The organism is Actinomyces provencensis, from assembly GCF_900155435.1.
Lineage (GTDB): Bacteria > Actinomycetota > Actinomycetes > Actinomycetales > Actinomycetaceae > Pauljensenia > Pauljensenia provencensis.
Window position 1 is genome coordinate 2,336,058 of sequence record NZ_LT700212.1, and the last position, 25,077, is coordinate 2,361,134.

General features: G+C 71.8%; 18 protein-coding genes. 11 read left to right on the top strand and 7 right to left on the bottom strand.

Going from position 1 to position 25,077, the window contains the following annotated elements; all coding sequences use genetic code 11:
* The coding region (locus BQ9890_RS10385) for an ABC transporter ATP-binding protein (protein ID WP_143226444.1) at window positions 1–836 on the top strand (836 nt) is incomplete at its 5' end.
* 113 nt (window positions 837–949) lie between these two features.
* Here BQ9890_RS10385 and BQ9890_RS10390 read toward each other — a convergent pair.
* Complete coding sequence (locus BQ9890_RS10390) at window positions 950–1,849, bottom strand: patatin-like phospholipase family protein (RefSeq protein WP_075891354.1); 900 nt, start codon at window positions 1,847–1,849, stop codon at window positions 950–952.
* Window positions 1,850–1,946: 97 nt separating this feature from the next.
* Here BQ9890_RS10390 and BQ9890_RS10395 point away from each other — a divergent pair, with 97 nt between their 5' ends.
* Window positions 1,947–4,295: a S9 family peptidase gene (locus BQ9890_RS10395; RefSeq protein ID WP_075891356.1), complete on the top strand. Its 2,349-nt coding sequence runs from the start codon at window positions 1,947–1,949 to the stop codon at window positions 4,293–4,295.
* 487 nt (window positions 4,296–4,782) lie between these two features.
* Here the strand turns inward: BQ9890_RS10395 and BQ9890_RS10400 are convergent, their stop codons facing one another.
* Window positions 4,783–7,260: a sensor histidine kinase gene (locus BQ9890_RS10400; protein ID WP_075891358.1), complete on the bottom strand. Its 2,478-nt coding sequence runs from the start codon at window positions 7,258–7,260 to the stop codon at window positions 4,783–4,785.
* A 204-nt stretch (window positions 7,261–7,464) separates the two neighbouring features.
* On the opposite strand from BQ9890_RS10400, the gene BQ9890_RS10405 reads away from it, so the two are divergent.
* Window positions 7,465–8,130 carry a LuxR C-terminal-related transcriptional regulator gene (locus BQ9890_RS10405; protein ID WP_230297902.1) on the top strand — a complete coding sequence of 222 codons (666 nt, stop codon included), beginning with the start codon at window positions 7,465–7,467 and terminating at the stop codon, window positions 8,128–8,130.
* A gap of 247 nt (window positions 8,131–8,377) precedes the next feature.
* Window positions 8,378–9,352, top strand: a complete 975-nt coding sequence (locus BQ9890_RS10410) for a ribonuclease H family protein (RefSeq protein ID WP_075893045.1) — start codon at window positions 8,378–8,380, stop codon at window positions 9,350–9,352.
* A gap of 152 nt (window positions 9,353–9,504) precedes the next feature.
* Here the strand turns inward: BQ9890_RS10410 and BQ9890_RS10415 are convergent, their stop codons facing one another.
* Complete coding sequence (locus BQ9890_RS10415) at window positions 9,505–10,947, bottom strand: amidohydrolase family protein (RefSeq protein ID WP_075891360.1); 1,443 nt, start codon at window positions 10,945–10,947, stop codon at window positions 9,505–9,507.
* 268 nt (window positions 10,948–11,215) lie between these two features.
* On the opposite strand from BQ9890_RS10415, the gene BQ9890_RS10420 reads away from it, so the two are divergent.
* The 3 genes from BQ9890_RS10420 (at window position 11,216) to BQ9890_RS10430 (ending at window position 14,542) form a co-directional block, all read left to right on the top strand.
* Window positions 11,216–12,535 (top strand): alpha/beta fold hydrolase, encoded by a 1,320-nt coding sequence (locus BQ9890_RS10420; protein WP_075891362.1) that lies wholly within the window; start codon window positions 11,216–11,218, stop codon window positions 12,533–12,535.
* Window positions 12,528–13,289 carry a TetR/AcrR family transcriptional regulator gene (locus tag BQ9890_RS15930; protein ID WP_078062377.1) on the top strand — a complete coding sequence of 254 codons (762 nt, stop codon included), beginning with the start codon at window positions 12,528–12,530 and terminating at the stop codon, window positions 13,287–13,289. Before BQ9890_RS10420 ends, BQ9890_RS15930 begins: the two co-directional genes overlap by 8 nt.
* Window positions 13,290–13,438: 149 nt before the next feature.
* The gene (locus BQ9890_RS10430; RefSeq protein WP_075891366.1) at window positions 13,439–14,542 is read left to right on the top strand and encodes a ketopantoate reductase family protein; all 1,104 of its coding nucleotides are present in this window, start codon (window positions 13,439–13,441) and stop codon (window positions 14,540–14,542) included.
* Window positions 14,543–14,632: 90 nt separating this feature from the next.
* Here the strand turns inward: BQ9890_RS10430 and BQ9890_RS10435 are convergent, their stop codons facing one another.
* Window positions 14,633–16,000 (bottom strand): magnesium transporter, encoded by a 1,368-nt coding sequence (locus BQ9890_RS10435; protein ID WP_230297903.1) that lies wholly within the window; start codon window positions 15,998–16,000, stop codon window positions 14,633–14,635.
* Window positions 16,001–16,661: 661 nt separating this feature from the next.
* On the opposite strand from BQ9890_RS10435, the gene nrdF reads away from it, so the two are divergent.
* Together nrdF and chaB are read left to right on the top strand one after the other, a co-directional pair.
* Window positions 16,662–17,666: a class 1b ribonucleoside-diphosphate reductase subunit beta gene (gene nrdF / locus BQ9890_RS10445; protein ID WP_075891370.1), complete on the top strand. Its 1,005-nt coding sequence runs from the start codon at window positions 16,662–16,664 to the stop codon at window positions 17,664–17,666.
* Between the two features lie 267 nt (window positions 17,667–17,933).
* Window positions 17,934–18,167 (top strand): putative cation transport regulator ChaB, encoded by a 234-nt coding sequence (gene chaB / locus BQ9890_RS10450; RefSeq protein ID WP_075891372.1) that lies wholly within the window; start codon window positions 17,934–17,936, stop codon window positions 18,165–18,167.
* 24 nt (window positions 18,168–18,191) lie between these two features.
* Here chaB and BQ9890_RS15420 read toward each other — a convergent pair whose 3' ends face one another.
* Window positions 18,192–18,386 carry a hypothetical protein gene (locus BQ9890_RS15420; RefSeq protein ID WP_075891374.1) on the bottom strand — a complete coding sequence of 65 codons (195 nt, stop codon included), beginning with the start codon at window positions 18,384–18,386 and terminating at the stop codon, window positions 18,192–18,194.
* A 22-nt stretch (window positions 18,387–18,408) separates the two neighbouring features.
* Between BQ9890_RS15420 and BQ9890_RS10460 the strand changes: the two genes are divergently transcribed.
* Both BQ9890_RS10460 and BQ9890_RS10465 read left to right on the top strand, forming a co-directional pair.
* Complete coding sequence (locus tag BQ9890_RS10460) at window positions 18,409–19,389, top strand: DUF1684 domain-containing protein (RefSeq protein ID WP_075891376.1); 981 nt, start codon at window positions 18,409–18,411, stop codon at window positions 19,387–19,389.
* A gap of 215 nt (window positions 19,390–19,604) precedes the next feature.
* Window positions 19,605–19,922, top strand: coding sequence for a YbjQ family protein (locus BQ9890_RS10465; RefSeq protein WP_075891378.1), 318 nt, complete (start codon window positions 19,605–19,607; stop codon window positions 19,920–19,922).
* A gap of 48 nt (window positions 19,923–19,970) precedes the next feature.
* On the opposite strand, the gene BQ9890_RS10470 is transcribed toward BQ9890_RS10465, so the two are convergent.
* Both BQ9890_RS10470 and BQ9890_RS10475 read right to left on the bottom strand, forming a co-directional pair.
* Window positions 19,971–21,410: a DUF3322 domain-containing protein gene (locus BQ9890_RS10470; protein ID WP_195907665.1), complete on the bottom strand. Its 1,440-nt coding sequence runs from the start codon at window positions 21,408–21,410 to the stop codon at window positions 19,971–19,973.
* Entirely contained in the window at window positions 21,397–25,068 is a 3,672-nt protein-coding gene (locus BQ9890_RS10475) for an ATP-binding protein (protein ID WP_075891382.1), read from the bottom strand. The genes BQ9890_RS10470 and BQ9890_RS10475 overlap by 14 nt, the downstream gene beginning before the upstream one ends.
* Between the last annotated feature and the right edge of the window lie 9 nt (window positions 25,069–25,077).

Below are 25,077 nucleotides of genomic sequence, written 5' to 3' on the forward strand. Positions count from 1 at the left end.
CGACGGCGATCCTCTCCCGCGTGTTCGGCTACATGGACCTGCGCACGGACGTGCCCGAGCCGGCCACCGACCTCGCGCGGCCCCTCCCCACCCACCCCACCGCCACCCTGCGCTTCGACCACGTCACCTTCCGCCACCCCGGCGCCCCGGTCGACGCCGTCCACGACGTCTCCTTCGAGTTGGGTCACGGCCGCACCCTGGCCCTGGTCGGGGAGACGGGGTCCGGCAAGTCCACCGTGGCCGCCCTCGCCGACCGCCTCATGGACCCCTCCTCCGGAACCGTGACGCTGGACGGCGTGGACCTGCGCGACCTCACCCGCCGCGACCTCACCCGCGTCGTCGGCATGGTCAGCCAGGAGACCTACCTGGTCCACGACACCATCGCCGCGAACCTGCGCCTGGCACGACCCGACGCGACCGACGAGGAGCTGTGGGAGGCACTCGACGCCGCCCGGCTGGCCGACACGGTGGCGGCCACCCCTGCCGGCCTCGACACGGTCGTGGGCGCGCGGGGCCACCGCTTCAGCGGCGGCGAGCAGCAGCGCCTCGCCATCGCCCGCACACTCCTGGCCGACCCGGCCCTGCTGATCCTCGACGAGGCGACCAGCGCACTGGACAACCGCACCGAGCACGAGCTCCAGGACGCCCTCGACCGCCTCTCGCGGGGGCGGACCACACTGACCATCGCCCACCGCCTGACCACCGTCGTGGACGCCGACGAGATCCTCGTCCTCTCCGGGGGGCGGGTCGTCGAGCGCGGACGCCACGAGGACCTGGTACGCGCCGGGGGCGCCTACGCCGACCTGTGGGGTCGCGCACCGGCAGTGGCCGCCTGAACGATCCCGGGCCCCGGGTGGGGCGGGGCAGGGTGGGGCGGGTGACGCGCGGTCCACGGGCCGACCCACTGCACGAGGGCGCGCCCCTCGGATCCCGCCCTCGACGGCGACGCTCAGACCCCCAGGAACTCCTGCCAGCGCGGCAGCTCCCTCCGGGCCTGGGCGAGACCCGCCTCCCAGGTCCGCTCCAGGCGGGACAGCCTCTTCTCCGTGTTGGTGATGTGGAGGTCCTCCGGGGCGAACACCAGGGCCCGGCCCTGCTGCTCCAACTCGAAGACCCTGCGGCGCGTCTCGTTGTAACGGTCGGGGCGGGCGAGGATGCCCTCGGCGACGGAGGGCAGGTCCCGGTAGCGCCGACGCAACCAGGCCGCGGAGGGGAAGCGCTGGGGACCCTTCACGTAGGTGCGGGAGCGGGTCAGCACCACGAAGAACTTCTCGTAGCCCTCACTCTCCGCGGCGTCCAGGGCGATGCCACCATCGGGTCCGAGTGCGCCGTCGACGAAGACCTCCCCGTCGATGGTCACCGGCGGCATGAGGACGGGCAACGTCGAGGAGGCGCGCACCCGCACGGTCAGGTCCACCAGGGTCGACATGTCCTCCTTGGTGAACCAGACCTCCTGTCCCCGCGTCGCGTTGAAGGCACCGACGCGTGGCTGCACGGGGTTGTCCCGGTACGTGGCCCAGTCGAAGGGGAGCCACTCGTCGGGCAGGGAGGTGTGTTCGTAGATGTGGGCGGCATTGAAGTAGCCGTCCCCCCGCAGGAAGGAACGCATCCCGCCGAACTCCGGGTCGGAGACGATGTCGACGAAGGAACGCCTCGCACGCGCCGCGTCACGGGAGGCGTAGTTGCACACGTGCGTGGACCCGGCCGAGATGCCGGCGAACCACTCGACATGGATGCCGGCCTCCAACAGGGTCGACACGACGGGCGCCGTGTACGCGCCGCGCATGCCCCCGCCCTCGAAGATGAGCGCCGTGTCGTGCACATTCGTCGTGAGTTGGGTCGTCGTCATCCGTCCACCACCGGGTCCACCATCCGTCCTCCTCGCGCGCCCGCGCCCGCGCTCCCAGCAGCCTAGCGGGGGCGTGCCGGGTCTAGTGTGGTGGACCATGAGTCAGCCCCCCACCACCTCGACGGCCCCCCAGCCCACCACCCCCGGCACTCCGCCGGCCGCCCCCAAGCGTCCCGGCCGCCCCCGCACCTTCCACGGGGAGTCCTTCGCCGATCCCTGGGAGTGGCTGCGCGACAGGGAGGACCCCGAGGTCATCGCCCACCTCGAGGCCGAGAACGCCTGGACCGACCGCATCACGGCGCCCACGCGCCCCCTGGCCGAACGGCTGGTCGCGGAGTTCCGTTCCCACACCGAGGAGACCGACACCAGCGTCCCCGTCCGCGAGGGCGACTGGTGGTACTTCTCGCGCACCACCGAGGGGCACTCCTATGCCTCCCACCACCGTGTCCCCGTGGACACCACCACCCCCGATCCCGTGGCGCCCACTGTACGCCCCGGCGTACCACTGCCCGGTGAGCAGCTGCTCGTCGACGAGGAGGAGCAGGCCCGCGGACGGGAGTTCTTCCGCCTGAGCGCGCTCGCCCCCTCCCCCGATGCCTCCCGCATCGCCCGGCAGCGAGACGTGCTCGGGGACGAGAGATGGACCGTCATCGTCCAGGACGCGGCCTCCGGAGAGGTCCTGGACGAGGGCGTCACCGGGACCGGTCAGGGGCTGGCCTGGTCCGCCGACGGGCGGTACCTGCTCTACCCACGCGTGGACGACGCCTGGCGCCAGCACCAGCTGTGGCTCCACGAGATCGGCTCGGACCCGGCTTCCGACCGCCTGGTCATGGAGGAGCCGGACGAGCGCTTCGCGCTCTACTTCGCCACGTGCCGCGACCGCGCCTGGGTGGAGGTCATCGCCGAGTCCACCACCACCTCCGAGGTCTGGCTCTGGCCCACGGCCCACCCCACCTGCGCGCCGGTCCCGGTGACGGGGCGGACCAGGGACGTCCTCGTCGATGTCGAGCCCGCCGGCGACCACCTCCTGCTCGTCCACTCCGCCACCTCGCGCGAGGGGACGCTCGCGGCCGCCGCGCTGCCGCGTGACCTCACGCCCTTCCTCCGTCCCCTCGATGAGGGCCGGAGCGGTCAGGCGGCGACACCCACGGCGCCCGGCGGCGACGCTCCAGTCGGCGGGGACCGCGCAGGTGGTGACACTGCGGACGGTGGGGACGCTGCGCCCGCACGCCTGCTCGCCCCGCCGCAGACCTGGGTCCCCCTGCGCGGGGCCGGCGAGGGCGAACGCCTCCTGGGTGTCGAGGCCTTCTCGACGTTCATGCTGCTCAGCCTGCGTTCCGAGGGCCTCACACAGGTCGAGTACCGTCTCAGGGAACAGCCCGCGGGCACCGATCCCCTGACACCCGCGGCGCTCAGCACGGTGTGGGGTGCCGGACAGCTGGTGGACTCCGACTCGCCGGTGCGCACGATCGAGTCGGCCGCAGGACCCCGCTTCGAGGACACGACCTTCCGTGTCGAGCACCAGTCCCTGGCGATCCCGCCCCAGGTCATCGAGGTCGATCCCCGCACCGGTCGGCGCCGGGTCCTCAAGGAGCTCGAGGTCCCCGGTTGGGATGCGCAGGACTACGTGGAGGAACGCCAGTGGGTCACGGCCCGCGACGGGCACACCCGCGTCCCGGTGTCCCTGGTGCACCGCCGTGGTGTGAACGCCGACGGGACCGCGCCCGGATGGATCTACGGGTACGGGTCCTACGAGGTCTCCGTCGACCCGTTCTTCTCCGTCATGCGTCTGCCACTCCTGGAGCGCGGCGTCGTCTACGCCGTCGCCCACGTGCGTGGCGGTGGTGAGTTGGGCCGGGCCTGGTACGAGGACGGGAAGCTGGAGCGCAAGCCCCACACCTTCACCGACTTCGTCGACGTGGCCCAGTGGATGGTCTCCTCCGGGTGGGTCGCACCGGGACGTCTCGCCGCCGAGGGACGTTCCGCGGGCGGGCTCCTCATGGGGGCCATGACGAACCTGGACCCCTCGGCCTTCCGCGTCGTGCTGGCGGGCGTCCCCTTCGTGGACGCCCTCACGACGATCCTCGACCCCTCCCTACCCCTGACCGTCGGTGAGTGGGAGGAATGGGGCAATCCCATCGAGTCGGAGGAGATCTACCGGGTGATGCGTTCCTACAGTCCCTACGAGAACGTCCGTGACGGCGTGGAGTACCCGGCGGTCTTCGCCTCGACCTCACTCAACGACACCCGCGTGTTCTTCGTGGAGCCCACGAAGTGGGTCCAGCGGTTGCGGGAGGCCTCCACCAACGACCCGGTCTCGCGTCCCATCGTGCTGCGCACACAGATGGTGGCGGGCCACGGCGGCAAGTCCGGGCGCTACGGCGCCTGGGACTCCCGCGCGGAGGAGTTCGCGTTCGCCCTGGGTCAGCTGGGGGTCCGGGACTGAGCTGCGCCCCGCAGCCGCCGGTGCCCGAGTGACGGGACCCGACTGCGGGCTCGTGACCACGGGTCCGGGGGGCCACGGCGGCGCGGTGGGCGGTGAGAGCCGATCACCCGGGGTTCCCGGACGGGCGCTTCAGGTCATGCGGACCGGCAGCCGGCTCCGAGGCGGCCGACCGTGGTAGGCGGCCGGACGGCATGCCACCGAGCGAAGGCCCCGGGAGAGAGGAATGGTCCGGGCACCCGCCCGTGCCCGGACCACGTTCCAGTGGTGCACCCACCGCCTCGGGGATCACCGGTGCCCACAATAGGTCCGCACCGGTGCGACGTCGATGTCTCATTTCCTGTACTGGCTGCCGGACGACGCCGGCCCCACCTCCCCCGGCACCCGGCACCGCAGCGACCACCCGCGGACACGCTCGCGAACCGGGCCCGGGGAGTGCGGCGAACCACGGGGGTCGGCCCCGCCGTCCCGGGAGTGTGCCGACGCGAGGTCACTCCCGCGAGACGTCCCCGTCGGCCGAGAAGGTCAGGTGCGTCCCCTGCGTGACGAGCGTCGCCGCGACACGACGACCGGGGGGAAGCCTGCGCACCACCACCCGACCGTTCTCCGCCCCTTCCAGGACCCGGGCGACCTCCTCCACCAGGACGCCCTCCAGGACGTCCCCCACCGGGGACTCGGGTCCGTCGTCGAGGAGGACCACCTCGACGCCCCGCCCGCGCGCAGCGCGGGCGGCGGGGACCACCCGGGTCCCCGTGAAGCAGGGAGCCCGGATCTCGTCGCGGAGCTCGGCCTCCAGCAGGCGCGCCCGGGTGCGCAGCTCGGGGGTCAGGTCCGTCCCGGACGCGACGGCCTCCAGGACCGGCAGCGCACGGTCCGCCACCGAGGCCATGGCCTCGTCCTGGAGCCGCCTGACCTCCTCCTGGGCACGCTGCTCCGCGACGAGTTCGATCTGGCGGCGTTCGTCGGCGGCAATCGTCTCGGCCACGCGCCCGGACCAGGTCGCCACGAGGTCCCACAGGGCGATGGTGGCCATGTGCCCCACAGTCATCGAGGCAGCGAGGACCAGGGGTCGACCGGTGACCAGGACCCACACCACCGTCGTCGCGACCAGCAGCACCCACCCCGCCCAGGCCGCCCACCTGCGTTCACGCATGATGAGCCCCCAGCACAGCATCGTCGCCGAGCCGAGTGTCCAGGCAGCGTACCCGGGCCATCCCGGTGTCGGGATGACCAGGAGGACCGCCATGTTGGTGGCTCCGATGACGAGCGGCGCAGCGACCGCGACCCATCGGGGAAGCCTGGCGCCGGGCCACTCCCACAGGAGGAGCACGGCCACCACGCCCTGGGCCCCCAGGGAGACGATGACGGGAGACAGATGGGTGTAGACCTGCGCGTTCGCCACGAGGAGGAAGACGTGGGCGAGCACTGCACAGACACCCACGACCCTCGCGGGAAGCGTCTGCATGGAGGAGGACACGCTCACGCCCCAGGGGAGTTCCTCCGTCCGACGTCCCACACCCACGCGCCGCCCCCAGGACTCACCGTGTCGCCGCGCGCTCCCGTCCGGCGGCACCGCGGACCTCCCCGGTCCTGCGGTGGTCCCGGCGCCGACCGCTCCTGGGTCGGTGTCCATGAGGACGCCCTCGGCCCCGTCCCTGGGGTGTTGCCAACCGAGTTCCACCCGGGTTCCCCGTCCGGTGCCCGACTCCACGCGTGCCCAGCCGCCGGCCTCCTGCATGCGTCTGATGATCGAGTGACGGATCCCGTGGCGCCCGGTGGGGACGTCGTGGGGGTCGAACCCCCTCCCGTCGTCGGCGACGACGACGGTGACACCCGCCTCCTCCGAGAGCATCGCGACACTGCGACCGATCCGCAGGCACGGATCCTGCCCGCCCGCGTGACGCAGGGAGTTCGTGATCGCCTCGCCCACCGCGTCGAGGACCGCGCGGCCCACATCGGGTGGGAGGGCATGGTCCACCCCGACCCTCACCGTGGTCCGGATCTCCGGGCACACCATCCGCGATCGCCTGGCGATCGTGTCGAAGAGGGCGGTCGAGGTGGCGACCTCGTCACCGGCGACGGTCCCCTCCAGGGAGGAGACGGCGAGCCCGGCCGCCGCCCTGAGACGTGCGTCGTCCTCGAGCCCGTTGGCGAGGGGGACGAGGGCGGAGAGCACGTGGTCGTGCACGAAGTCGTTCATCCGTCTGCGCGCGCGGTTGCGGGCGCTCGCGATGCGTGTGGTGGCCTCCTGACCCTCCCGGACCTGGTGTGCCACGTCGAGCCTCCGGGCCTGGTCGAGCACCCACGTGGCTGCCGCGAGGAACAGCAGGTTGAAGGCGAGCAGGAAGACCGGTGCCTGGAGCGTCCCCAGGCTGGCCTCGCTGCCGGTGCGGACCAGGAAGAGGACGGAGAGCGGGGCCAGGGCGACCGCATAGGCGAACCGTGTCCTGCGGGGCAGCACCAGGGGGGACGCGACCACGACGGGTGTGCTGTACGAGACGACGAAGTCCTGGTCGGGTGCGAGGGCCGGCGCTGCCGCCGTCAACCCCTGGGCGGGGAAGGGGACGATGGCCAGCAGGAGCGGGTACCACAGGACGAGGACGGCCAGGAGGAGGTGCCAGAACCGGTCCACGGGTCCGAGTCGGACATCCGAGGTCGTGCGCCCCTCGTCCGGGGCGGCCCGGTGGCGGGAGAGGATCGCGGCGGCCAACACCAGGAGACCGGCGGCAACGGGCAGTCCGACCAACGGGGCCAGTCGGAGGAAGCCGGGGGCGACCGGACCGACGGCCAACCGGGCAAGGATGACGGGAATGCTGAGGACGTCCGTCGTCAGCGCCGCCAGCGCCGCGATGACCGCGATGATGCGGTGCAGTCGGACCGAGTAGGGACCGGGGACGGAACGGACGAGGACACCGCCTGGTCGCCCGCGGTCCGTCACCCGCGCGCCCGTGCGTCCCACTGCGACCATGCACGTCTCCCCCCCCCCGACCTCGCGCCACCACGACGGTCACGCCTGCACACGGCCCAGTCTGCCCGTGGGTCACCGCGCGGCGCGCCGTCGTCTCCCCGATGGACCCTCCACCCGTCCGAATCATGAAAGGCTCCTTCTCACTCGGACCGGCGAGGGAGACTGGGGACAGCCCCGGCCGGGGTTCGGGAGGAGGTTCGGGTCGTGACCGATGCATCCGGGTGTCAGGAGCCCCTGTCCGTCGTGGTCGTCGACGACCACGAGATCGTCGCCCTGGGCGTCTCCCAGGCCGTGGAGGTCTCCGAGCGGATCTCCGCCGTGCACCACGTCCCGACGGTCTCCGCGCTCCCTGAGTTGGACGGGCCCGTGGTGATCGTCCTCGATCTCCGTCTCGCGGACGGGAGCACCCCCACCGAGAACCTCCAGGCACTGGGGGAACTGGGTGTCCCGGTCGTCGTCTACACCTCCGCCGACGACCCGGTCCTGGTCCGTGAGGCGATCGCCGCGGGCGCCCTGTCCATCGTGCGCAAGTCCGCACCCCCGTGTGACCTGGTCGAGGCCGTGTTGGAGGCCTCGGAGGGGCGGACCACGCCGGGTCTGGAGTGGGCTGCGGCACTGGACGCGGACGAGGACTTCGTCTCCTCCCACCTCTCACCCACGGAGGCGCAGGTCCTGGCCCGCTACGCCTCGGGCGAGGCCTCCGATGTCGTCGCCCGCCAGCTCGGCATCTCACGCAACACCGTCAACACCTACGTCTCGCGGATCCGCGACAAGTACCGGTCGGTGGGACGGGCGGCGGAGTCCCGCATCGACCTCTTCAGGCGTGCCGCGGAGGACGGACTGGTCAGCTACTACGATCCCGGCGCGTGAACGTCGCCGCCTGGCTCGGGACCGCGCGAACTGCGTGGCCTGCGCGGGCTGGATCCTGACTGCTGCCGGTCCGGCCCTGCTGGCGACGAGGGTGGTGCCCGACGGCCCGACCGAGGACGCCCGGGGCCGGTCCGGTGGGGGCGGTGCCCTGCAGGCATGACCTGGTCGGACTCCGGTGCACCCGTACGGACTGACGCCCCACGGTGCGCCGGCGGAGGCGCCCGTGCCCCCGGATACCATGGCGACCATGACGATCACGGCGGCTGTGGACGGTTCGGCACTGGGCAACCCCGGGCCCGCGGGATGGGCGTGGGTGGTCTCGGAGGACTGCTGGGACTCCGGGGGCTGGGACCACGGCACCAACAACCTCGGCGAGCTCACCGCGGTCCTGCAACTCCTGCGCGCGACGGCCGAGGCGGGGCTGGGCGAGGAACCGCTGCACGTCCTGGCCGACTCCCAGTACGCGATCAACACCGTGACCAAATGGCGCCACGGGTGGAAGAAGCGCGGCTGGCAGAAGGCCGACAAGAAGCCCATCAAGAACCTTGACGTCGTCAAGGCCCTGGACGAGGCCATGCAGGGGCGCACCGTCACCTTCGAGTGGGTCCGCGGTCACGCCGGACATGCCCTGAACGAGCGTGCCGACGACCTCGCGCGCGCAGCGGCCGAGGCCCACCAACAGGGGCGCGTCGCTGCAGGAGGCCCCGGCTTCCCGGGCAGGAAGGCCCCTGGTGGTGGCGCGGTGTCCGGCTCTGCTGGGCACCCGGGTGGGCGAGGGGGTTCCGGCGGCTTGCCCGGCAGGGACCACGCCGACGAGGGAGGGGCCCACACCCCCTCCGCTCCTCCGACCCGGTCGACCCGCCCCGTCGGTGCACCGGACCCCGGAGCAGGCGAGACGGAAGTGCTCAACGCCGAGAAGGCCTTCGTACGTGCATGGGCCGGTGGGGACGCCGACGCACTGCGCGCGCTGTCCGGGTCCGATGCCCGCAGGGTCTGGCCGGACGGAACTTCCTCGCGGGGTCTCGGGGGTCCCGTGCCCGCCGGGCTCCGCATCGGTCGGATGCGTGCCACCGCGGCGGGTGACGGTGCCTGGTTGGTCGTCTACCGGATGTCCTGGGAGGACGGGACCTCCGTGGAGTCCAGCCTGTGGTCGCCCTCGCTGTCCGCCGAGGGCGCGCGGAGCCTGCGCCTGGTCTGGCACCAGTCCACACCCCGGAGCTGAGCGGACGAACCCGCCCGTGCTGAGGACAGTGGCCACGAGATCGACTCCCACCGCACTCGCCGACACCCACAGTCGACCTCACCCACCACACGGGCCCGAACGCGGCCCACACCGGCCCCGGGACCGACCCCCACTGCACCGACCGGAGCCGGTCACCCCAGGGGATGTCGCCGGGCACGCTCCTCCCGGTCACGCCGGATCCGCACGATGCGGGCCGGCGGGTCACCGAACCCTGACGGCGGCTCGTACGCCTCGAACGGTTCGGGGACGAACTCCCCGCCACGCAGGAGGACCAGACGGAGGTCGCGCAGGTCGGCGATGTCCTCCAGCGGGTTGCCACCCACGACGATGAGGTTCGCCTCGTAGCCCGGGAGCAGGGCGCCGGTGACCCCGGCCAGACCGGCGGACGCCGCCGCACGCGAGGTCGCAGCGACCAGGACCTCCCGGGACGGGATGCCCGAGGCCGCCAACTGCTCCAGAGCCCACAGGTACCCCTCCGGGGGCAGCACGGCCCCGATGTCACTGCCCGTCACGATGCCCACTCCGTGCTCCCACAGCTCCCGGGCGCGCGAGCCGAAGTGCTCCCCCTCGACGGGTGGGAAGGTGGGGACGGCACTCACGTCCACGAAGGTCCCCCGCTCGGCCATCTCCTCGGCCAGGTAGGGGTCGAAACCCGTCACCCCGTCCTCACCGGTGAAGCTGGCGTGGGCGATGTAGTCGACACCGGCCTCCACCGAGCGCCGGATGCCCTCCGTCCCGTGTGCATGGGCTGCCGTGTGCTTGCCCAGCCGGTGGGCCTCCCCGACCAGGACACGCAGCTCCTCCGTGGAGAACTGGGGGTTCCACGGTGCCGAGCCCTCGGTCATGAAGCCGCCCGTCGCCATCACCTTGACGACGTCGACGCCCCACTTGTGGTGCTCGCGGACCCTGTGACGGATGTCGTCCGGGGAGTCGACCTCGCCACCATTGCGCCACGAGTGACCTCCCGTGGTCGTGATCTGCGGCCCCGAGGCGACAATGCGCGGAGCCTGGACGACTCCCGCGCTGACGGCCTCACGCAGGGTGACATCGGTGAAGTGGCGCGCCCCCAGTGACTGCACGGTCGTCACTCCCTGGGAGGCGAGCACCCGGGCCGTGTGCAGCGAGGAGAGCACATCCCAGGGCACCTGGTGTCGTTCGGTCGCCAGTGTCGGTCGGATCAGCGGCGGCGAACCGTGGGAGAGGTGGGCGTGGGTCTCGACCAGACCCGGAAGGATCGTGCAGCCCGGGTGGTCGACCCTGCGGGCGGAGGCGGCCCCGGCAGGAGCCTCCCTCCGTGGTCCCGCCCAGATGACCGTCCCGTCGCGCACGAGGACGGCCCCGTCCTCGACCGGGTCACCGGTGCCCGTCCACAGACGGGGAGCGGTGAGCAGGATGCCTGCCCCGCCACCGTCGCCGTCATCGTGATCGACATCGTGACCGGTCCCGCGACGGGCGGGGTCACCGCGGAGAGCACCAGGACCGGGGCCCGCCGGCGGGATCCGCGCAGTGCCGTCCCCGACCGGGTAGCCGCGGCCCCGCCGGTGGGGTCCGGGTTCAGTGGATGTGGGGCACATGGTGCTCCTCCGGGTGGTGCGGGGCGATGCGTCGTTCGGCTCCCCGCCCGCCCCGTCGTGGAGGGGTCACCCATTCCCTGTCCGCTCCGTCCAGCCTATCGGCTGATCCTCGCGCAGGCTCCGCGGAAGACCTGGGGCCGGTCCAGGGGACCACACGCCCGTGCCGCGTCCACCCGTCCCACCCACTCCGCCCGGACTCCCCGGGGCACGCTCCCGCGTCGGTCGTGGCGGGAGTCCCGGCCCGCGGACACACCGATACGCTGGGGACATGCCTGTGACCGCGACGTACACCCAGCACTCCTGCACAGTCCTCGAGCACCGCATCGAGGTGCCCCTGGACCATGGGCGCCCCCTCGGCCCCGACAATCCGGGCATCGAGGTGTTCGCGCGCGAGGTCGTGCGCCCCGGGGGTGAGGACCTGCCCCACCTGGTCTTCCTGCAGGGTGGTCCCGGTGGTCGTGGTCCCCGCGCGGGGAACTTCCTGGAGGAGTCCTGGTACGGGCGCGCCCTGGAGGAGTTCCGCCTGGTCATGCTCGACCAGCGTGGGACCGGTCAGTCCACGCGCATCGACGCCCAGTCCCTGTCCGCCTTCGACACGGACCGCGAGCGCGCGGACCACCTGACGTTCTTCCGCCAGGACCAGATCGTGCGCGATGCGGAGGTGATGCGCCAGGAGATCACGGGTGGTCGCCCCTGGGTCAGCCTCGGCCAGTCCTACGGGGGCTTCCTGACACTGGCCTACCTCTCGCTGGCGCCGGAGGGACTGAGCACCTCCCTCGTCGCCGGCGGTCTGCCCGGCCTGGTCGACATCGACGAGATCTACCGCCTCACCTACGCCCGCACCGCCCAGCGCAACCGCACCTACCTCGAGCGCTATCCCTGGGACCAGGCGACGATCCGCGAGGTCGCCGCCCACCTGCGCGACACCGAGGAACACCTGCCCACCGGTGAGCGCCTGTCGACCCAACGCTTCCGCCTCATCGGCCTGGGCCTGGGCATGACGACCAGCTTCGACCAGCTCCACTACCTCCTGGAGGGGCCGTGGGTGCACGTGCGCGGAGAGCGCCGTCTCTCCTCGGAGTTCCTCGAGGGCGTCGCCGCACACGTGTCCATGAACCCTGCCTACGGCGCGCTCCACGAAGCCATCTACGCGGGCGCCACACCGGACCTGGCGGGTCACGCCACGAACTGGAGCGCACAGAGGCTGGCGGAGGAGATCCCGGGCTTCCAGCCCGACGCCGATCCCCTGGACATCTCGGAGCCCTACCACCTCACGGGCGAGCACATGATGCACGCCTTCTTCGACGAGGACCCCGCCCTCGTCCCCCTCAGGGGAGCCACCGAGGAACTCGCCCGGCGCACGGACTGGACCCCCGTCTACCTGCCCGACGTCCTCGCCCGCAACGAGGTCCCGCTCGCGGCCGCCGTCTACTTCGACGACATGTTCGTGCCCCGCGAGCTCTCCCTGGACACCGCCGAACTGGTGCGCGGGACCCGGGTGTGGGTGACGAACGAGTACCAGCACGACGGCATCCGCGCCTCCGGCGGCAAGGTCCTCGACCACCTCCTCGCCCTCGTCCGTGACTGAGCGCACCGCGCCTCCCCCACCCGAGCGCTCCGGGGAGGGGCGGGGGGAGCCGCGTCGCGGGGGCCTCGTGGGACGATGCGGACGGTCCACGAGGGCGGGACTGAGCCGCAGGAGGATCCTCGACGCGGCCCTCGGCATCATCGACACCCACGGCGTCCGCGGTCTCACCATGAGGTCCCTGGGGCGTTCGCTCGGGGTCGACCCGATGGCCGTGTACCGCCACTTCGAGAACAAGCCCGCCGTCCTCGACGCACTCGTCGCCTCCCTGTGGGAGGGTGCTCTCCGAGAGGCGCTGTCCGCCCGGTCCGAGGACTGGCAGGAGCTGGCGATGACAGCCATGCGAGAACTGCGGCGAGCACTCCTGGTGCATCCCCGGGCCCTGGAGCTCGTCGCGGCTCGACCGGTCTCCTCCTCCGACCAGGTGGCCATGGCGGAGCGCGCACTGGCTGCCCTCGAGGCTGCGGGGGCCCGGCCGAGCCCCGACCTCCTGGTCCTGCTCAACGTGTTGACCGCCTTCACCATCGGGCACCTGGCGGCGGAGGTCCCCGACCCTGCCACGGGCACCGGCGCAGGGGCCACCGCGGGCGCCACCGAAGGAGTCACCGCAGGGGCCTCGGGGAGCGGCAGCTGTCCCCGCTCCCCGGGGACGCCGACCTTCGATGCCGCGACCACGGGCTTCGTCTTCTCGCCCGACACCCAGTTCGAGCGCGGGCTCCGCGCGATCATGAGTGGCTGGGAGTGGGCGGACCAGTGATGTCTACGCTGTGGACTTACCACTGGTACCCCGCCCGCCCGGGCAGGACCAGGAAGCCCGCGACGACGAGGACGCCATCGCGACCGGCGCCCCGCCCGCTCCGGCAGGACCCATCCGTCGCCCCGCACGACGGGGACCAGGAGGTCGGTGTGCACATTCTCATGGTGGGACTCGGCGCCATCAGCGCCACCTACGGGACGCTCTTCCAGGAAGCCGGTCACGAGGTCGAACACGTCCTCAGGCCCGGTTCCACGGCGACGGGGATCAAGGAGGTCGCCGTGCACCTGCTGGACGGACGCGAGGACAGCCGCACCGGCGCACCGTGGACCGGCACGTACACGGTCACCCACGTCCGGCCCGGCACCTCCTACGACCTGATCGTGTGCGCCATCGGGTGCCTGGACCTCCCCGCAGTCGTGGACACGCTCTCGACGAACTCCCTTGCGGGGCCGCTGCTCCTGTTCTCCGGGACCTGGGCGGACCGCTCCCACATCGAGGAGGCCCTGGCCGGTCGGCCGCACGCCCTCGGCTACCCGGTGGCGGGTGGTCGGCTGGACCGACCCGCGCGCGAGCTGGACGCCGTCGTCTTCGACCACGTGGTGCTCGAGGGCGGGAACGAGCTCAGTGGGAACGCACGTCGCGGGGACACAAGCCGCGGACGGAACACGGGTCGCGGCGACGGCGACAGCAGCGGGAACGCCGGACGTCGGGACGGGGACAGCGGCGACGGGGGCGGGTACGCCGATCCCGGCACGCTCACCGCAGCCCGGCGTGCCTTCTCCTCCGTGGGACTCACCTGCGATACCCCCGCCGACATGCTGCAGTGGATCTGGGTCCACATGGCGATCAATGCCGCGGTGATCAGTGAGGCCGCACGCGGCGCCGACCTCTCCGACCCCTCCGCCGCCGCCGAGCGGCTCATGGACAGCACGTCACGGCTTCGCCGCGTCATCGTCTCCATCCGGGAGTGCCTCGCGATCGTCGCGGCCAGAGGCGTCGACCTGGCCCGGTTCCGCGGGGAGGTCGCGCCCTACCGGATCCCCGCACTCCTGGCTGCGCCCGTCATGAGGCGGATGTTCGCCCGCAACGCCCTGACCCGTCGGATCATGACACTGCACTCGAACCCTGCGGACCTCGTGTTCATCTGCCGCAGCGTCGAGGAGGAGGGCCGCCGCCTCGGCGTGCCCACCCCGCACTTCCACGCGGCGTACGAGCAGGGCATCGCCCGGATCGCACTCCGCGGGCACCGGTGACAGCACCCGTCGGGGGAGCGGGCCGGGTCGCGGGAGCGATCCCGACCGCACTCCCGGCCCCCACGTCCCTGATCCCCACGGCCCCGGCACTCACAGCACGATGGCCTTGGCCAGCATGAAGTAGATCATCAGCCCGGTCCCGTCGACGATGGTGGCGATCATCGGGGACGACACCACTGCGGGGTCCACCCCCACGCGTCGCAGCAGCATGGGCAGCACGGCGGCGATCAGCGAGGACCACACGCAGATGCAGGCCAGGGCCACCATGACCGTGACGATGACGGGGCCACCGACACCCAGGGTCCATGCCCTCACTCCCCCGAGCACCGCCATCGACGCCCCCAGCAGGATGCCCGTGCCGAACTCCTTCCACACCACGCGCCACAGGTCGCGCAGGCGCAGCCCCTCGGCCCCCATGGCCCGGATCAGGGTCGTGGTGATCTGGGTCCCGACGTTGCCGCCGGTGCCGATCAGGAGCGGGATGAAGAAGGACAGTGCCACCACCTGCTCGAGCTCGCCCTCGAAGTGGCGCAGCACGGTCCCCGTGTACATCACCGCCAGGAACAGGGCGGCCAGCCACGGCACCCTGGTCCTCCACAGGCGGTGGGGTCCGGCCTGCAGGTAGGGCATGCCCAGCGGTGAGGTCCCACCCTGCAGCGCCGTGTCCTCGCCCGACTCCTCGTGGGAGATGTCGGCCACGGCCTCCCGAATGATGACCCCGATCAGCCGGTCCCCGTCGACCACCGGGACCATCCCGGCGGGGGATCCCCCCGCACGGGAGACGACCGTCTCCTGGTCGGCGAGGGCGGCCACGGACCAGCCCAGCACCGTGGACGCCTCCACCATCACCTCGTCGACCACGGTGTCCGGGTCGCCGAGCACCAGGTCGGAGGGCGCCACCCATCCGAGCAGTTCCCCGGGGTGGGACACGCCCGCGACGACGGCCCCTGCCCCACCCGTGGTCCGCGGAGCGTGCTGTGCACCCGTCGGCGTGCTCCCCTCATCCGTGCCGTGCGGGGTGAACGGCGTCCCGCCCGGTGCCGTGGCGTGGGTCCCGGCCAGCACGAAGACGCCCTCGTCGAGGTCCTCGGGACGGCGGCGCGCCGCCTCGACGGCGTCGGCCAGGGTCGATCCGGGGCCCACGTGGAGGAAGGAGGGGCGCATCCACGCGGCCGCGGACTCGTCCGGCCAGGCCAGGAGCCCCCTGAGCAGGGCCGAGCGGGATCGCGGCAGGGCCTCCAGGACCCGGGTGCCGTCCCCCTCCTCGAGGAGTCGGGCGATGCGGGAGGCCTCGTCATCGGGGAGGACGTCGAGCAGGCCCGCACCCGTGGCGGCCAGCACCGCGGTGACCAGGTGTGCGGCGGTGTGCGAGGAGAGCAAGTCCATGAGGGTACGGGCCGTGGCGGGGGTGAGGAGGTCGACCAGCGCGCACAGGTCGGCGCGCTCCAGTCCGACCACCTGGGCGTCCACGGTGTCGGGAGGGGTGGCGGCGAGCCACAGCGCCAGCGCGGTCGGGGTGCGGGCGGCGAGGACCTAGTGGGCCTCTGCGGGAATGGGACGGGTGGCACGGGTGGGCGCGACGGCGCGCGTGGGCAGGTGCAGACGCATGGTGTTTCTCCCTGGATCCATGGGCGGTCCGCACGGGGACCGGGCCCGGAGGTGTGCGCGGGGCGCACGGGACTGGGAGATGACGAGGACGGCGCGGACGGGTGACCCGTCAGCGGAAGGCGCGACCGAGGTCGTCATCCCGGGACGGGTGACTACCGGAACCCTCCATCGGGACCACCTCCTCGGTTCGCGATCCAATGTGTCCGCGGGCCAGTATGCCCCCGGCCGTGCGGGGGGACCACCCCATGGGAGCCACGCCACAGTCACTGCTCCCCGCCGTGCAGGCCTACCTGGGGTCCTCCCCGCCCCGCACGCCCCCACCCAGGCCCCCGCCCCGCACGCCCCCACCCCGAACACACTGACCTCCGCTCCCCGACCTGCGCTCCGAGGAGTGTGGACCCGCGGGTGGTGACACCCACCCCGCCCGGACGGCTCCTGCGCCCGCCCCGCGGCTACTCTGGTCGCAGTGCCCCAGGAGCCGACGGACCAACCTGCGTCGCCCTCGTCGGGGATGCCCGTACCACACACAGGATGTCGACAGGAGGACGCAACCGTGCGCCACAACCCGGTCTTCGAGGCCATCAACTGGAACCGCATCGAGGACGAGAAGGACCTGGAGGTCTGGGACCGGCTCACCGGCAACTTCTGGCTGCCCGAGAAGATCCCGCTGTCCAACGACATCCAGTCCTGGAAGACCCTGAACCCCGTCGAGCAGCTGATGACGAACCGCGTCTTCACGGGCCTCACGCTGCTGGACACGCTGCAGGGCACGGTCGGCGCGGTCAGCCTCATCCCCGATGCGCGCACCCCCCACGAGGAGGCGGTGTACACGAACATCGCCTTCATGGAGTCGGTGCACGCGAAGTCGTACTCCTCGATCTTCTCCACCCTGCTGTCCACGGAGGAGATCAACGAGTCCTTCGAGTGGTCTGAGGCCAACGAGGCGCTCCAGCGCAAGGCGCGCATCGTCGACTCCTACTACGAGGGCGACGACCCCGAGAAGCGCAAGGTCGCCTCGACGATGCTGGAGTCCTTCCTCTTCTACTCAGGCTTCTACGCGCCGATGTACTGGAGCGCGCACGCCAAGCTGACGAACACCGCCGACCTGATCCGCCTGATCATCCGCGACGAGGCCGTCCACGGGTACTACATCGGGTACAAGTACCAGGTCGCCCTCGCCGAGGCCTCGGAGCAGCGGCGCCAGGAGCTCAAGGACTACACCTTCGAGCTGCTCTTCGAACTCCACGAGAACGAGGAGCAGTACACGGAGGACCTCTACGACCCCCTCGGCCTGACCGAGGACGTCAAGAAGTTCCTGCGCTACAACGCGAACAAGGCCCTGATGAACCTGGGCTACGAGGCGCTCTTCCCCCACGACGCCACGAACGTGAACCCCGCGATCCTCGCCGCCCTGTCCCCGAACGCGGACGAGAACCACGACTTCTTCTCCGGGTCGGGTTCCTCCTACGTCATGGGCGAGGTCGTGGAGACCGAGGACGAGGACTGGGACTTCTGAGCTCCTGAGATCCTGAGCTCCTCGGGCCCTGGACCACTGGCCTTCTGAGCTCCTCGGGCCCTGGACCACTGGACTCCTGAGCTCCTCGGGCCCTGGACCACTGGACTCCTGAGCTCCTCGGCTCCCGGGTTCCCGAGCTCCTGGACTCCGGACTCCTCCGGCTGCCGCCGCACGGCCCGCGCGGGCGCGCCAACGCCTCCGCCGCGCGCATCACAGTGTGAGGGTGGACACTGGCACGACCACGTCCGTCCCCACCGAGGAGGAGCGATGCCGTACCCACGCATCGAGGACCTGCCCGACGCGGTCCGCAGGGTCCTGCCCAAGCACGCACAGGACATCTACAAGGAGGCCTACGACAGCGCCTGGGAGCAGTACGCGGATCCCTCGAAGCGCAGGGGTTCCGAGGACCGGGAGGAGACGGCGCACCGTGTCGCCTGGGCCGCGGTGAAGGCCAAGTACCACAAGGGCGACGACGACAAGTGGCACCCGGGGTCCGACTGAGCTGCCCCGTCCCGCCCTGCAGTGTCACGGGGTCCAGCCCGGACCTCCCCGGCACCGCGCGACCGACTGCGGGCCACCCATGACCCTGAGCACACGCACATGCACGACCACGGCCAGGGCCTTGACCACGAGCGCGACCACGAACACTGCCACTGCCACTGCCACTGCCACTGCCACTGCCACTGCCACTGCCACTGCCACTGCCACTGCCACTGCCACTGCCACGATGATGGGGATCGAGATGAGCACACACTCCCAGGACGGACCTTCCGACGACCCGACCGGTCCACCGGATCCGCGGGAGGAATGGGCGAAGTGGCACGAGGGACGTGAGGAGGAGCTGCGCAGGCCCACCGGCTGGCTCTCCCTGACGTCCCTGACCTGGCTGGGTCCCGAACCCACGGGCGTGCCCGACTTCCCGGCCTCCTGGACCGCCCTGCCCCTGGAGGCCGGTGAGGACCAGGGTGTGGACGGAGCCGGGAGCAGGTCCGGGAGCGAGGGCGCCACCGGGACCGCCGCGAGCGCTGCGTCCTCCGCAGGTGCGGGAACCGGGAGCGTGTCCGGGAGCGAGGGTGGACCCTCCGGCGTGTTCCGCGTGAGGTTCGAACCCGGTCAGGACATCGGCTTCACCCGCGACGGCGTCGCCGTGGAAGGCCCCCAGGAGTGGGTGCTCGGACCCGGTGAGCAGGACATGTCCCTCGCGCGGGGCGACGTGACTGCCGAGGTCGCACGCCGCGGTGACGGTGTGTGCGTGCGGGTGCGCGATCCCCACGCCCCGACACGGACCGGTTTCACCGGCGTCCCCGTGTGGGACTTCGACCCGAGCTGGGTACGTCCTGCGGCACTCACCCGCCTGGACACTCCTGTGGACCGGACGGTCCCGGGCGCCCAGGCCGGGAGGTCCACATCGCTGAGCGTCGCGGGCCGTGTGCACGTCTCACTGCCCGATGGTTCATCGGTCGACCTGGACGTCGTGGGTTCCGGCGAGGACGAGTGGGGTGTCATCTTCCACGACCCGACCAACGGAACCGAGACCTCCGGCTGGCGCAGGGCTCCCGTGAGGCCGACGGGGGACGCCACCGCAGAGGTCGACTTCAACCGCTCCGTCAACTTCCCCGCACACTTCACGCCCTACGGGACCTGTCCCACCCCCATCGAGGGCAACGACGTACCGGTGCCCGTGCGCGCGGGCGAGAAGGCACCGGCACCCCCCGCACCGTGACGTCGGTGCTGCTCACCCACTGTCGGGAGGACCGCAGCACCGCGCGTGGCACCGGGTCGGCCCGGGACCCACACGACCACCTGCCACACCTCCCGTTCGCACTGCACACCGACCTCCGCGTCCACCGCCGTCCCCAGCCCGGGAAGAGGACTTGCGACCCCAGCGTCCGTCCCCTCCCTCCGACCCCATCCCCCAACCCAGGAAGAGGAAGCACCATGTTCGCCGTCACCACCCCCACCATCGAGGGACAACCGATCCGCCAGTACATCGGACTGGTCTCCGGGGAGACCATCGCCGGAGTCAACATGTTCAAGGACATCGGGGCCGGGTTCCGCAACCTCGTCGGTGGGCGTTCCACCGCCTACGAGCAGGAGCTCCAGCAGGCCTACTCCACCGCCGTCAATGAGATGTGCCAGCGGGCCGAGGCCATGGGCGCCAATGCGGTCGTCGGCGTGCGCGTGGACTACTTCACCCTGGGCAGCGACAACGGGATGCTGGCAGCCGTGGCCAACGGGACCGCCGTCCTGGTCTGAGGTGCAGGGCAACGCACGCGGCGTGCAGCAAGGACTCCGGGGCCCCGTTCAGTCCTCCGTGGTCGGGTTCCGAAGATCGGCGAGGGCGTCGCCCAGTCGCCGGGCGACCCAGGGCCAGGCGAGCCGTTCCTGCTCCAGACGCAGACCACCGAGCTCGCGCAGTCGGGCCAGCGCCAGCCACTCCCCCTCGGTGAGCGCGCCCAGCTCGATCCCTCCGGTGTTCGGGTCCGGAACTGCGAGTCCGAGGTGTTCGTCCAGGGTGGCGACATCCATCAGCACCGAGACCACCCTCGGGTGGTGGTGGCGCAGCCTGTTGAGGATCGCGAACCCGTCCACGTCAAGATCACCCCAGTAGAGGACGGGCAGGTCCCGCGCCCAGGCGAGGTGGTGCAGCTCCGAGACCGCGTACCCACCCCCGTGCAGTGCCACCACTCCGGGAAGGTCTGGCAGAGCAACGATCGACTGTCTGTTCTCGCAGACCAGGAGCACCTCGGGACGCGGGGCGTCCTGCGCGTGCGGCCCCGGGGCTGATGGTCCCGGGCCGGGTCCCGCCGCGACCGGCGCTGCGGGCACGGCCCACAGGTGGGCCAGCTCGGTGACGTCGAGGCGCACGTGGCGCAGGCCGGGCAACCCCGGTCCGGGACCTCGACCGGGACGGAGCTGCGGGTCGAGCACCACGACGTCCCGGGCCTCCGCCTCACGCCTCAGACCCAGGTCGTCCCCACCCTCCAGGTCCCGGAGCCGCCGCAGGGCTGCCACCAGCACGGACACGAGCCGACGGTGACGCTCCAACCACTTCGTGTCCATCCCCTCCACCGGTACCTGGCGCAGCAGCAGACCCGAACCCGGGTGGGTGACGACCCAGTCGACCACCCGCAGCGAGCGATCGAAGTCGGCGTCCTCGCACGCCCGGAGGTCTGCGAGGCACGAGCCGACCGCATGGGCCAGGACCTGCCGCGGCGCGGGTCCGATCCCGTCTCCACCCCCTGTCCCGACACCGGCTTCGCTCCCGGTGCCGGTCCCGGCCCCGGCCCCGGCCCCGGTCCGGGGGGACACCGGTCCCCCGCGACCCGCACCCGCTCCGTCGGACTCCTCCGCATCCGGCACCCACCGCCGGACCAGTTCCTCGATCCGGGCAGAGAGCAGGCGCCAGTCGGTGTCCTGACCGGCCAGACGGGCGACGGCCGCAGGACCCTCGACCCCGACACGCACCGGTAGCGCCTGGATCCCGAACCCGGCCCATCGTCGCTCCTCCCAGGTCACTGACCAGGGCAACGAGCCAGCGGTCGCCCTCGTCCACGACCCGATCCACGCAGCAACTGCCGTGGCGTCATCGCGCGCCACACGTGCGGTGGGAGGGTCCAGCGGCAGTGAGACCCGCACGCCGACACCCGTCCCGGACTGTGGCGGAGGCAGGGCCAGCCACGACACCACGGAGCGTCGGTAGCGGGTGCGGAGGGCCGTGCGGACATCCTCAGGAGTGCGCATCGGCACCCCCATCGGCTCCATCGCCCGTGGGGGACGGGTCTGACTCCACGGCCACCGTCCCGTCCGCGCCACCCTCGCGACCCGGGTCCGGTCCCCCGACGACCCCCCGGGGGTGCCCGGCGACGCCATGTCCCGTGGGCTGACCCGTCTCCCCGTCCGAGCCGCCCGCACCGGCCTCCTCAAGCTCCTCGAAACGGATGGAGCTGAGGGTGGAGGCGGCGCCGGACACGTTCGACACCATGGCGGCTCCCCCGACGTAGTGCTCGATCGTCTGGAGCATCTTCAGCGGTGTGGCCAGCAGCAGCTGGAACTGGAAGGTCCGGAAGACCCCCAGTCCCGCCCTCGTGAAGTTGACGTCGGTCTTGTCGAAGGCCTCGTCCAGGGCCACCGTCCCGTAGCGGGGCACCAGGGATCCGGCGTCGGCCAGCTGGTAGCGCAACGCCGCCGCCAGGCAGAAGGTCACCAGCTTCTGGCCCTGCCCGCCCGACCTCCCGCCACTGCCCTGGTAGACATCGGTCTGGTTTCCCTCGGCGTCACGTTCGACGGCGATGAAGGTCATGTGCAGGCGCGTGTCCAGGACGCGGGCACGCCACTGGCGGTCGGTGGGCAACGTCGAACCGAGCCTCTGCAGCAGGTCGTCCATACGGGCGAAACGCTCCTCGGCGTGGGCCTCGGTCTCCGTGGAGGAGTTGAAAGCCCCCTCCGTGACGGAGCGCAGGGCATCCACGAAGTCACGGACCTCACCGGAGTGGACGCTTCTGGCCTCCAGACGCAGGAATCGCCCCCGCTCGCGGTCGAAGGGGGTCTGGGCCAGTGACTCGTTCACGGGCGCGATCCTCTTGACCACCTCCTCCGACGCCCTCCCGATCTGCCAGTTGAGGGCCGCCAGGTTCTGCTGTGACTGTTCACTGAGCAACCTGCGGAAACGCTCCTCGAACTCGGGCAGGCGATCGGTCTGGAGGCGGTCCAGGACGGCCAGGAAGTCCGGTGTCCCCGTGACCTCGACGACCAGGTCGGCGGAGTGGCCGGGCCACCGCTGCGTGTAGGCCACCTGGGCGCGCTGGATGACGTTCTCCGCCGCCGTCACCTGCCCCTGTGAGCTGCGGACCTCCGTCTGGAGCTCTTGACGCACGACCTCCACCAGGGTCGCGATCCTCTCCCGGTTGACGGTACGGGCGTGCGCCCGCACACGCGCCTGCAGGTCGGCCTCCAGGTCGGGGTCGCGCTCGACCGCGTCCAGGGTGACCCGCGCCTCCGCGATCGCTGCCTCGCAGGCGGCACGACGGTTCTGCAGTGCCCCCTGCTGTGTTGCGAGGTCCTGACCGTCGCGGACGAGGGCGGCGCGCACCTCCTCCAGACGGGCGACCTCCAGGCGCAGCGGTTCCAGGTCGGCGTGGGAGCGCATGACGAGGTCGAGGTGCTCACGCGCCCGGTCGAGTCCACGGGCGGCACCCTCGACATCGATCCCGTCCCACGGCGTGCGTGCGACCTGGTCCAGAGTGAGGATGCGGTCCTGGCGCGCCACCGTCTGGGCATCGATGGCGTCGATCTCCCGCTGGGCGGTGGCGCCCCGCTCACGCACCCGCTCCAGTTCGGCGCGCAGCTGGTCGACCAGCAGCGCGTTGTCGGTGCCGATCACCCAGCGTGACTCGTCCTCGATGCGGAAGCTGTCGTCCTTGACGTGACGGCGACGGTCGCGGACCAAGCCGTGACGGGTGAGTGCACGCTCGTGGTCGCCCAGGTCGGAGGCGTCCTCGACACAGACGTGCGGGAAGCGGCGGGCGAGCTGGCGGAGCATCCAGTGCTCGAATCTCCCCTGTGCCACCGTGAGCTTGCGGGCGGCCGAGCCCACGTCGGTCCGGGCGACCTCGCCCCCGGTGAGGTCCGCACGCTCGAAGGCGAGCCGGAGACCGAGGTGGTGCCGGTCCACCCAGGAGGCCACCGGTGCGAACAGCTCCTCGGGGACGACCAGGGTACGGGCGAAGCCACCCATCAGTCGCTCCAGGGCTCCCGCCCAGGAACGGTCGGAGATGTCGGCCAGCTCCCCGGCGAAGGGGAGACCTCCCGGGGGGACCCCGATCTCGGAGGCGAGCGCGTCACGCACGCCCGCCAACCGGGCAGGGATCCGGGTGCGCCGCCGGGACAGCGAGCGGATCTCCTCCTCCAGTCGCGTGCCTTCAGTGCGGGCAGCCATGCGCCGACCCATCGGATCGTCGAACCTGCCCGAGTCCCTGACGTCGCCCAGCTCCGCGCGCTCCCTGCGTGCCAGGTCCACGACCCGGGCATGCTCCTCACGTGAGCCGGGCGACTGGGCGTCGAGCCGGTCCAGGAGTGCCTGGAACGCACCCCGCGCCTCCTCGACTTCCGCCAGGTGCTCCTGCTGGGTGCGCACATCGGAATGGGCCCGCTCGATCTCGCCTCCGCCCTGCTCGAAAAGGCTGCTGCGCGCTGCCTCGAGCTCCTGGTCATTGGCCCGGGCACCTGCCTCCTGGTCCTCCTGCAGGGCGGAGATCCTCCGCTGCTGGGCCAGGACCTCGTCGAGTTCCCGACTGGCGTCACGCTCGGTGACCACGGCCTGGAGGATCGGGAGATGTGCCAGGCCCTTCTCCGCCGCGTCCCTGCGCTCCAGGGCACGCGTGCGTGCCTGCCACGTCTGGCGCAGGGGAGCGAGGACGTCGACCTGGTCGCGCGCGTCCAGGACCGTCTCGTGCGCGGTGCGCAACTCGACGAACTGCTCGACGGCCGTGTCGGCCAGTCCGAAGGTGCTGGGCTCGTCGAGCATGAAATCTCGCAGCAGGGCATCCAGGGAGCGCAGGCTCTTGGCGGACATGGCCCGGTGGAGCAGCTTGAGGGCCGTGGTGGACCCGATGCCGAGACGGCGCCTCAGGCGGGGTCCGAATCCCCTGTAGGTCTGCTCGACCACTGCCCCCGGGAAGGCGGCCCTGAGACGTCGCTGGTCGATGCCACCCGCGATCACGGGTCGCCACTCGGCCAGGTCGACCTCGTCGTCCAGGAGGACGAAGGCCGTGCGCAGGTCCTGGGCCTGCAGCGAGCGTCCCCTCACGTGGAAGACGCGCACGGCACTGGCGACCTCTCCCCGTCCGTCCTCCCAGGTCATGGCGATGGCCGAGCAGGTCGGTCCCTCGCGCAGGTAGGCGGTGTGGATCTCCTGGGTCTCGGCGTCGGTGAGGCGACGGTGCGCGCCGCGGACGTAGGACATGGGGGTCCGGTCGCGGTCACCTCCGACGGCATCGGTGGCGGCGGCGTTGAAGTGGGCTTCGGCGGGAGGGACCATCACGGCGGAGATGGCGTCCAGCAGGGAGGACTTCCCGGATCCGGACTCCCCCGTGAGCAGCAACCCCCGACGCGGGACGGGAAGGTCGTGGTGTCCGGAGAAGGTGCCCCAGTCCAGGACCTGGAGGCGTGCGAGCCGCCACTGCCCGGCGGCATCGATCCCACCGGCCCCGACCCCACGGACCGCGGTTCCCCCGCCGGGAGCTCCACGGCCTCCTCCGCGGCCACGTCCCCGGGCTCCTGCACCCTCCACGGCCTCCGCGCCACCTCCGGCCCGTCCTCCCGCGTCAGCACTGCCGACGGCCTCCGTGCCGGCACCCGACCCTGCGTCGATGTCGAACAGTGTCGCCTCGCTCGTCCCCATGCTCCTGTG

Excerpts from the sequence above, each read along its gene's own strand:
- BQ9890_RS10390 (WP_075891354.1), bottom strand. The coding sequence starts at position 1,849 with ATGACGACGACCCAACTCACGACGAATGTGCACGACACGGCGCTCATC.
- BQ9890_RS10395 (WP_075891356.1), top strand. The coding sequence starts at position 1,947 with ATGAGTCAGCCCCCCACCACCTCGACGGCCCCCCAGCCCACCACCCCC.
- BQ9890_RS10400 (WP_075891358.1), bottom strand. The coding sequence starts at position 7,260 with ATGGTCGCAGTGGGACGCACGGGCGCGCGGGTGACGGACCGCGGGCGA.
- BQ9890_RS10410 (WP_075893045.1), top strand. The coding sequence starts at position 8,378 with ATGACGATCACGGCGGCTGTGGACGGTTCGGCACTGGGCAACCCCGGG.
- BQ9890_RS10415 (WP_075891360.1), bottom strand. The coding sequence starts at position 10,947 with ATGTGCCCCACATCCACTGAACCCGGACCCCACCGGCGGGGCCGCGGC.
- BQ9890_RS10420 (WP_075891362.1), top strand. The coding sequence starts at position 11,216 with ATGCCTGTGACCGCGACGTACACCCAGCACTCCTGCACAGTCCTCGAG.
- nrdF (WP_075891370.1), top strand. The coding sequence starts at position 16,662 with ATGCCCGTACCACACACAGGATGTCGACAGGAGGACGCAACCGTGCGC.
- chaB (WP_075891372.1), top strand. The coding sequence starts at position 17,934 with ATGCCGTACCCACGCATCGAGGACCTGCCCGACGCGGTCCGCAGGGTC.
- BQ9890_RS10460 (WP_075891376.1), top strand. The coding sequence starts at position 18,409 with ATGAGCACACACTCCCAGGACGGACCTTCCGACGACCCGACCGGTCCA.
- BQ9890_RS10465 (WP_075891378.1), top strand. The coding sequence starts at position 19,605 with ATGTTCGCCGTCACCACCCCCACCATCGAGGGACAACCGATCCGCCAG.
- BQ9890_RS10470 (WP_195907665.1), bottom strand. The coding sequence starts at position 21,410 with ATGCGCACTCCTGAGGATGTCCGCACGGCCCTCCGCACCCGCTACCGA.
- BQ9890_RS10475 (WP_075891382.1), bottom strand. The coding sequence starts at position 25,068 with ATGGGGACGAGCGAGGCGACACTGTTCGACATCGACGCAGGGTCGGGT.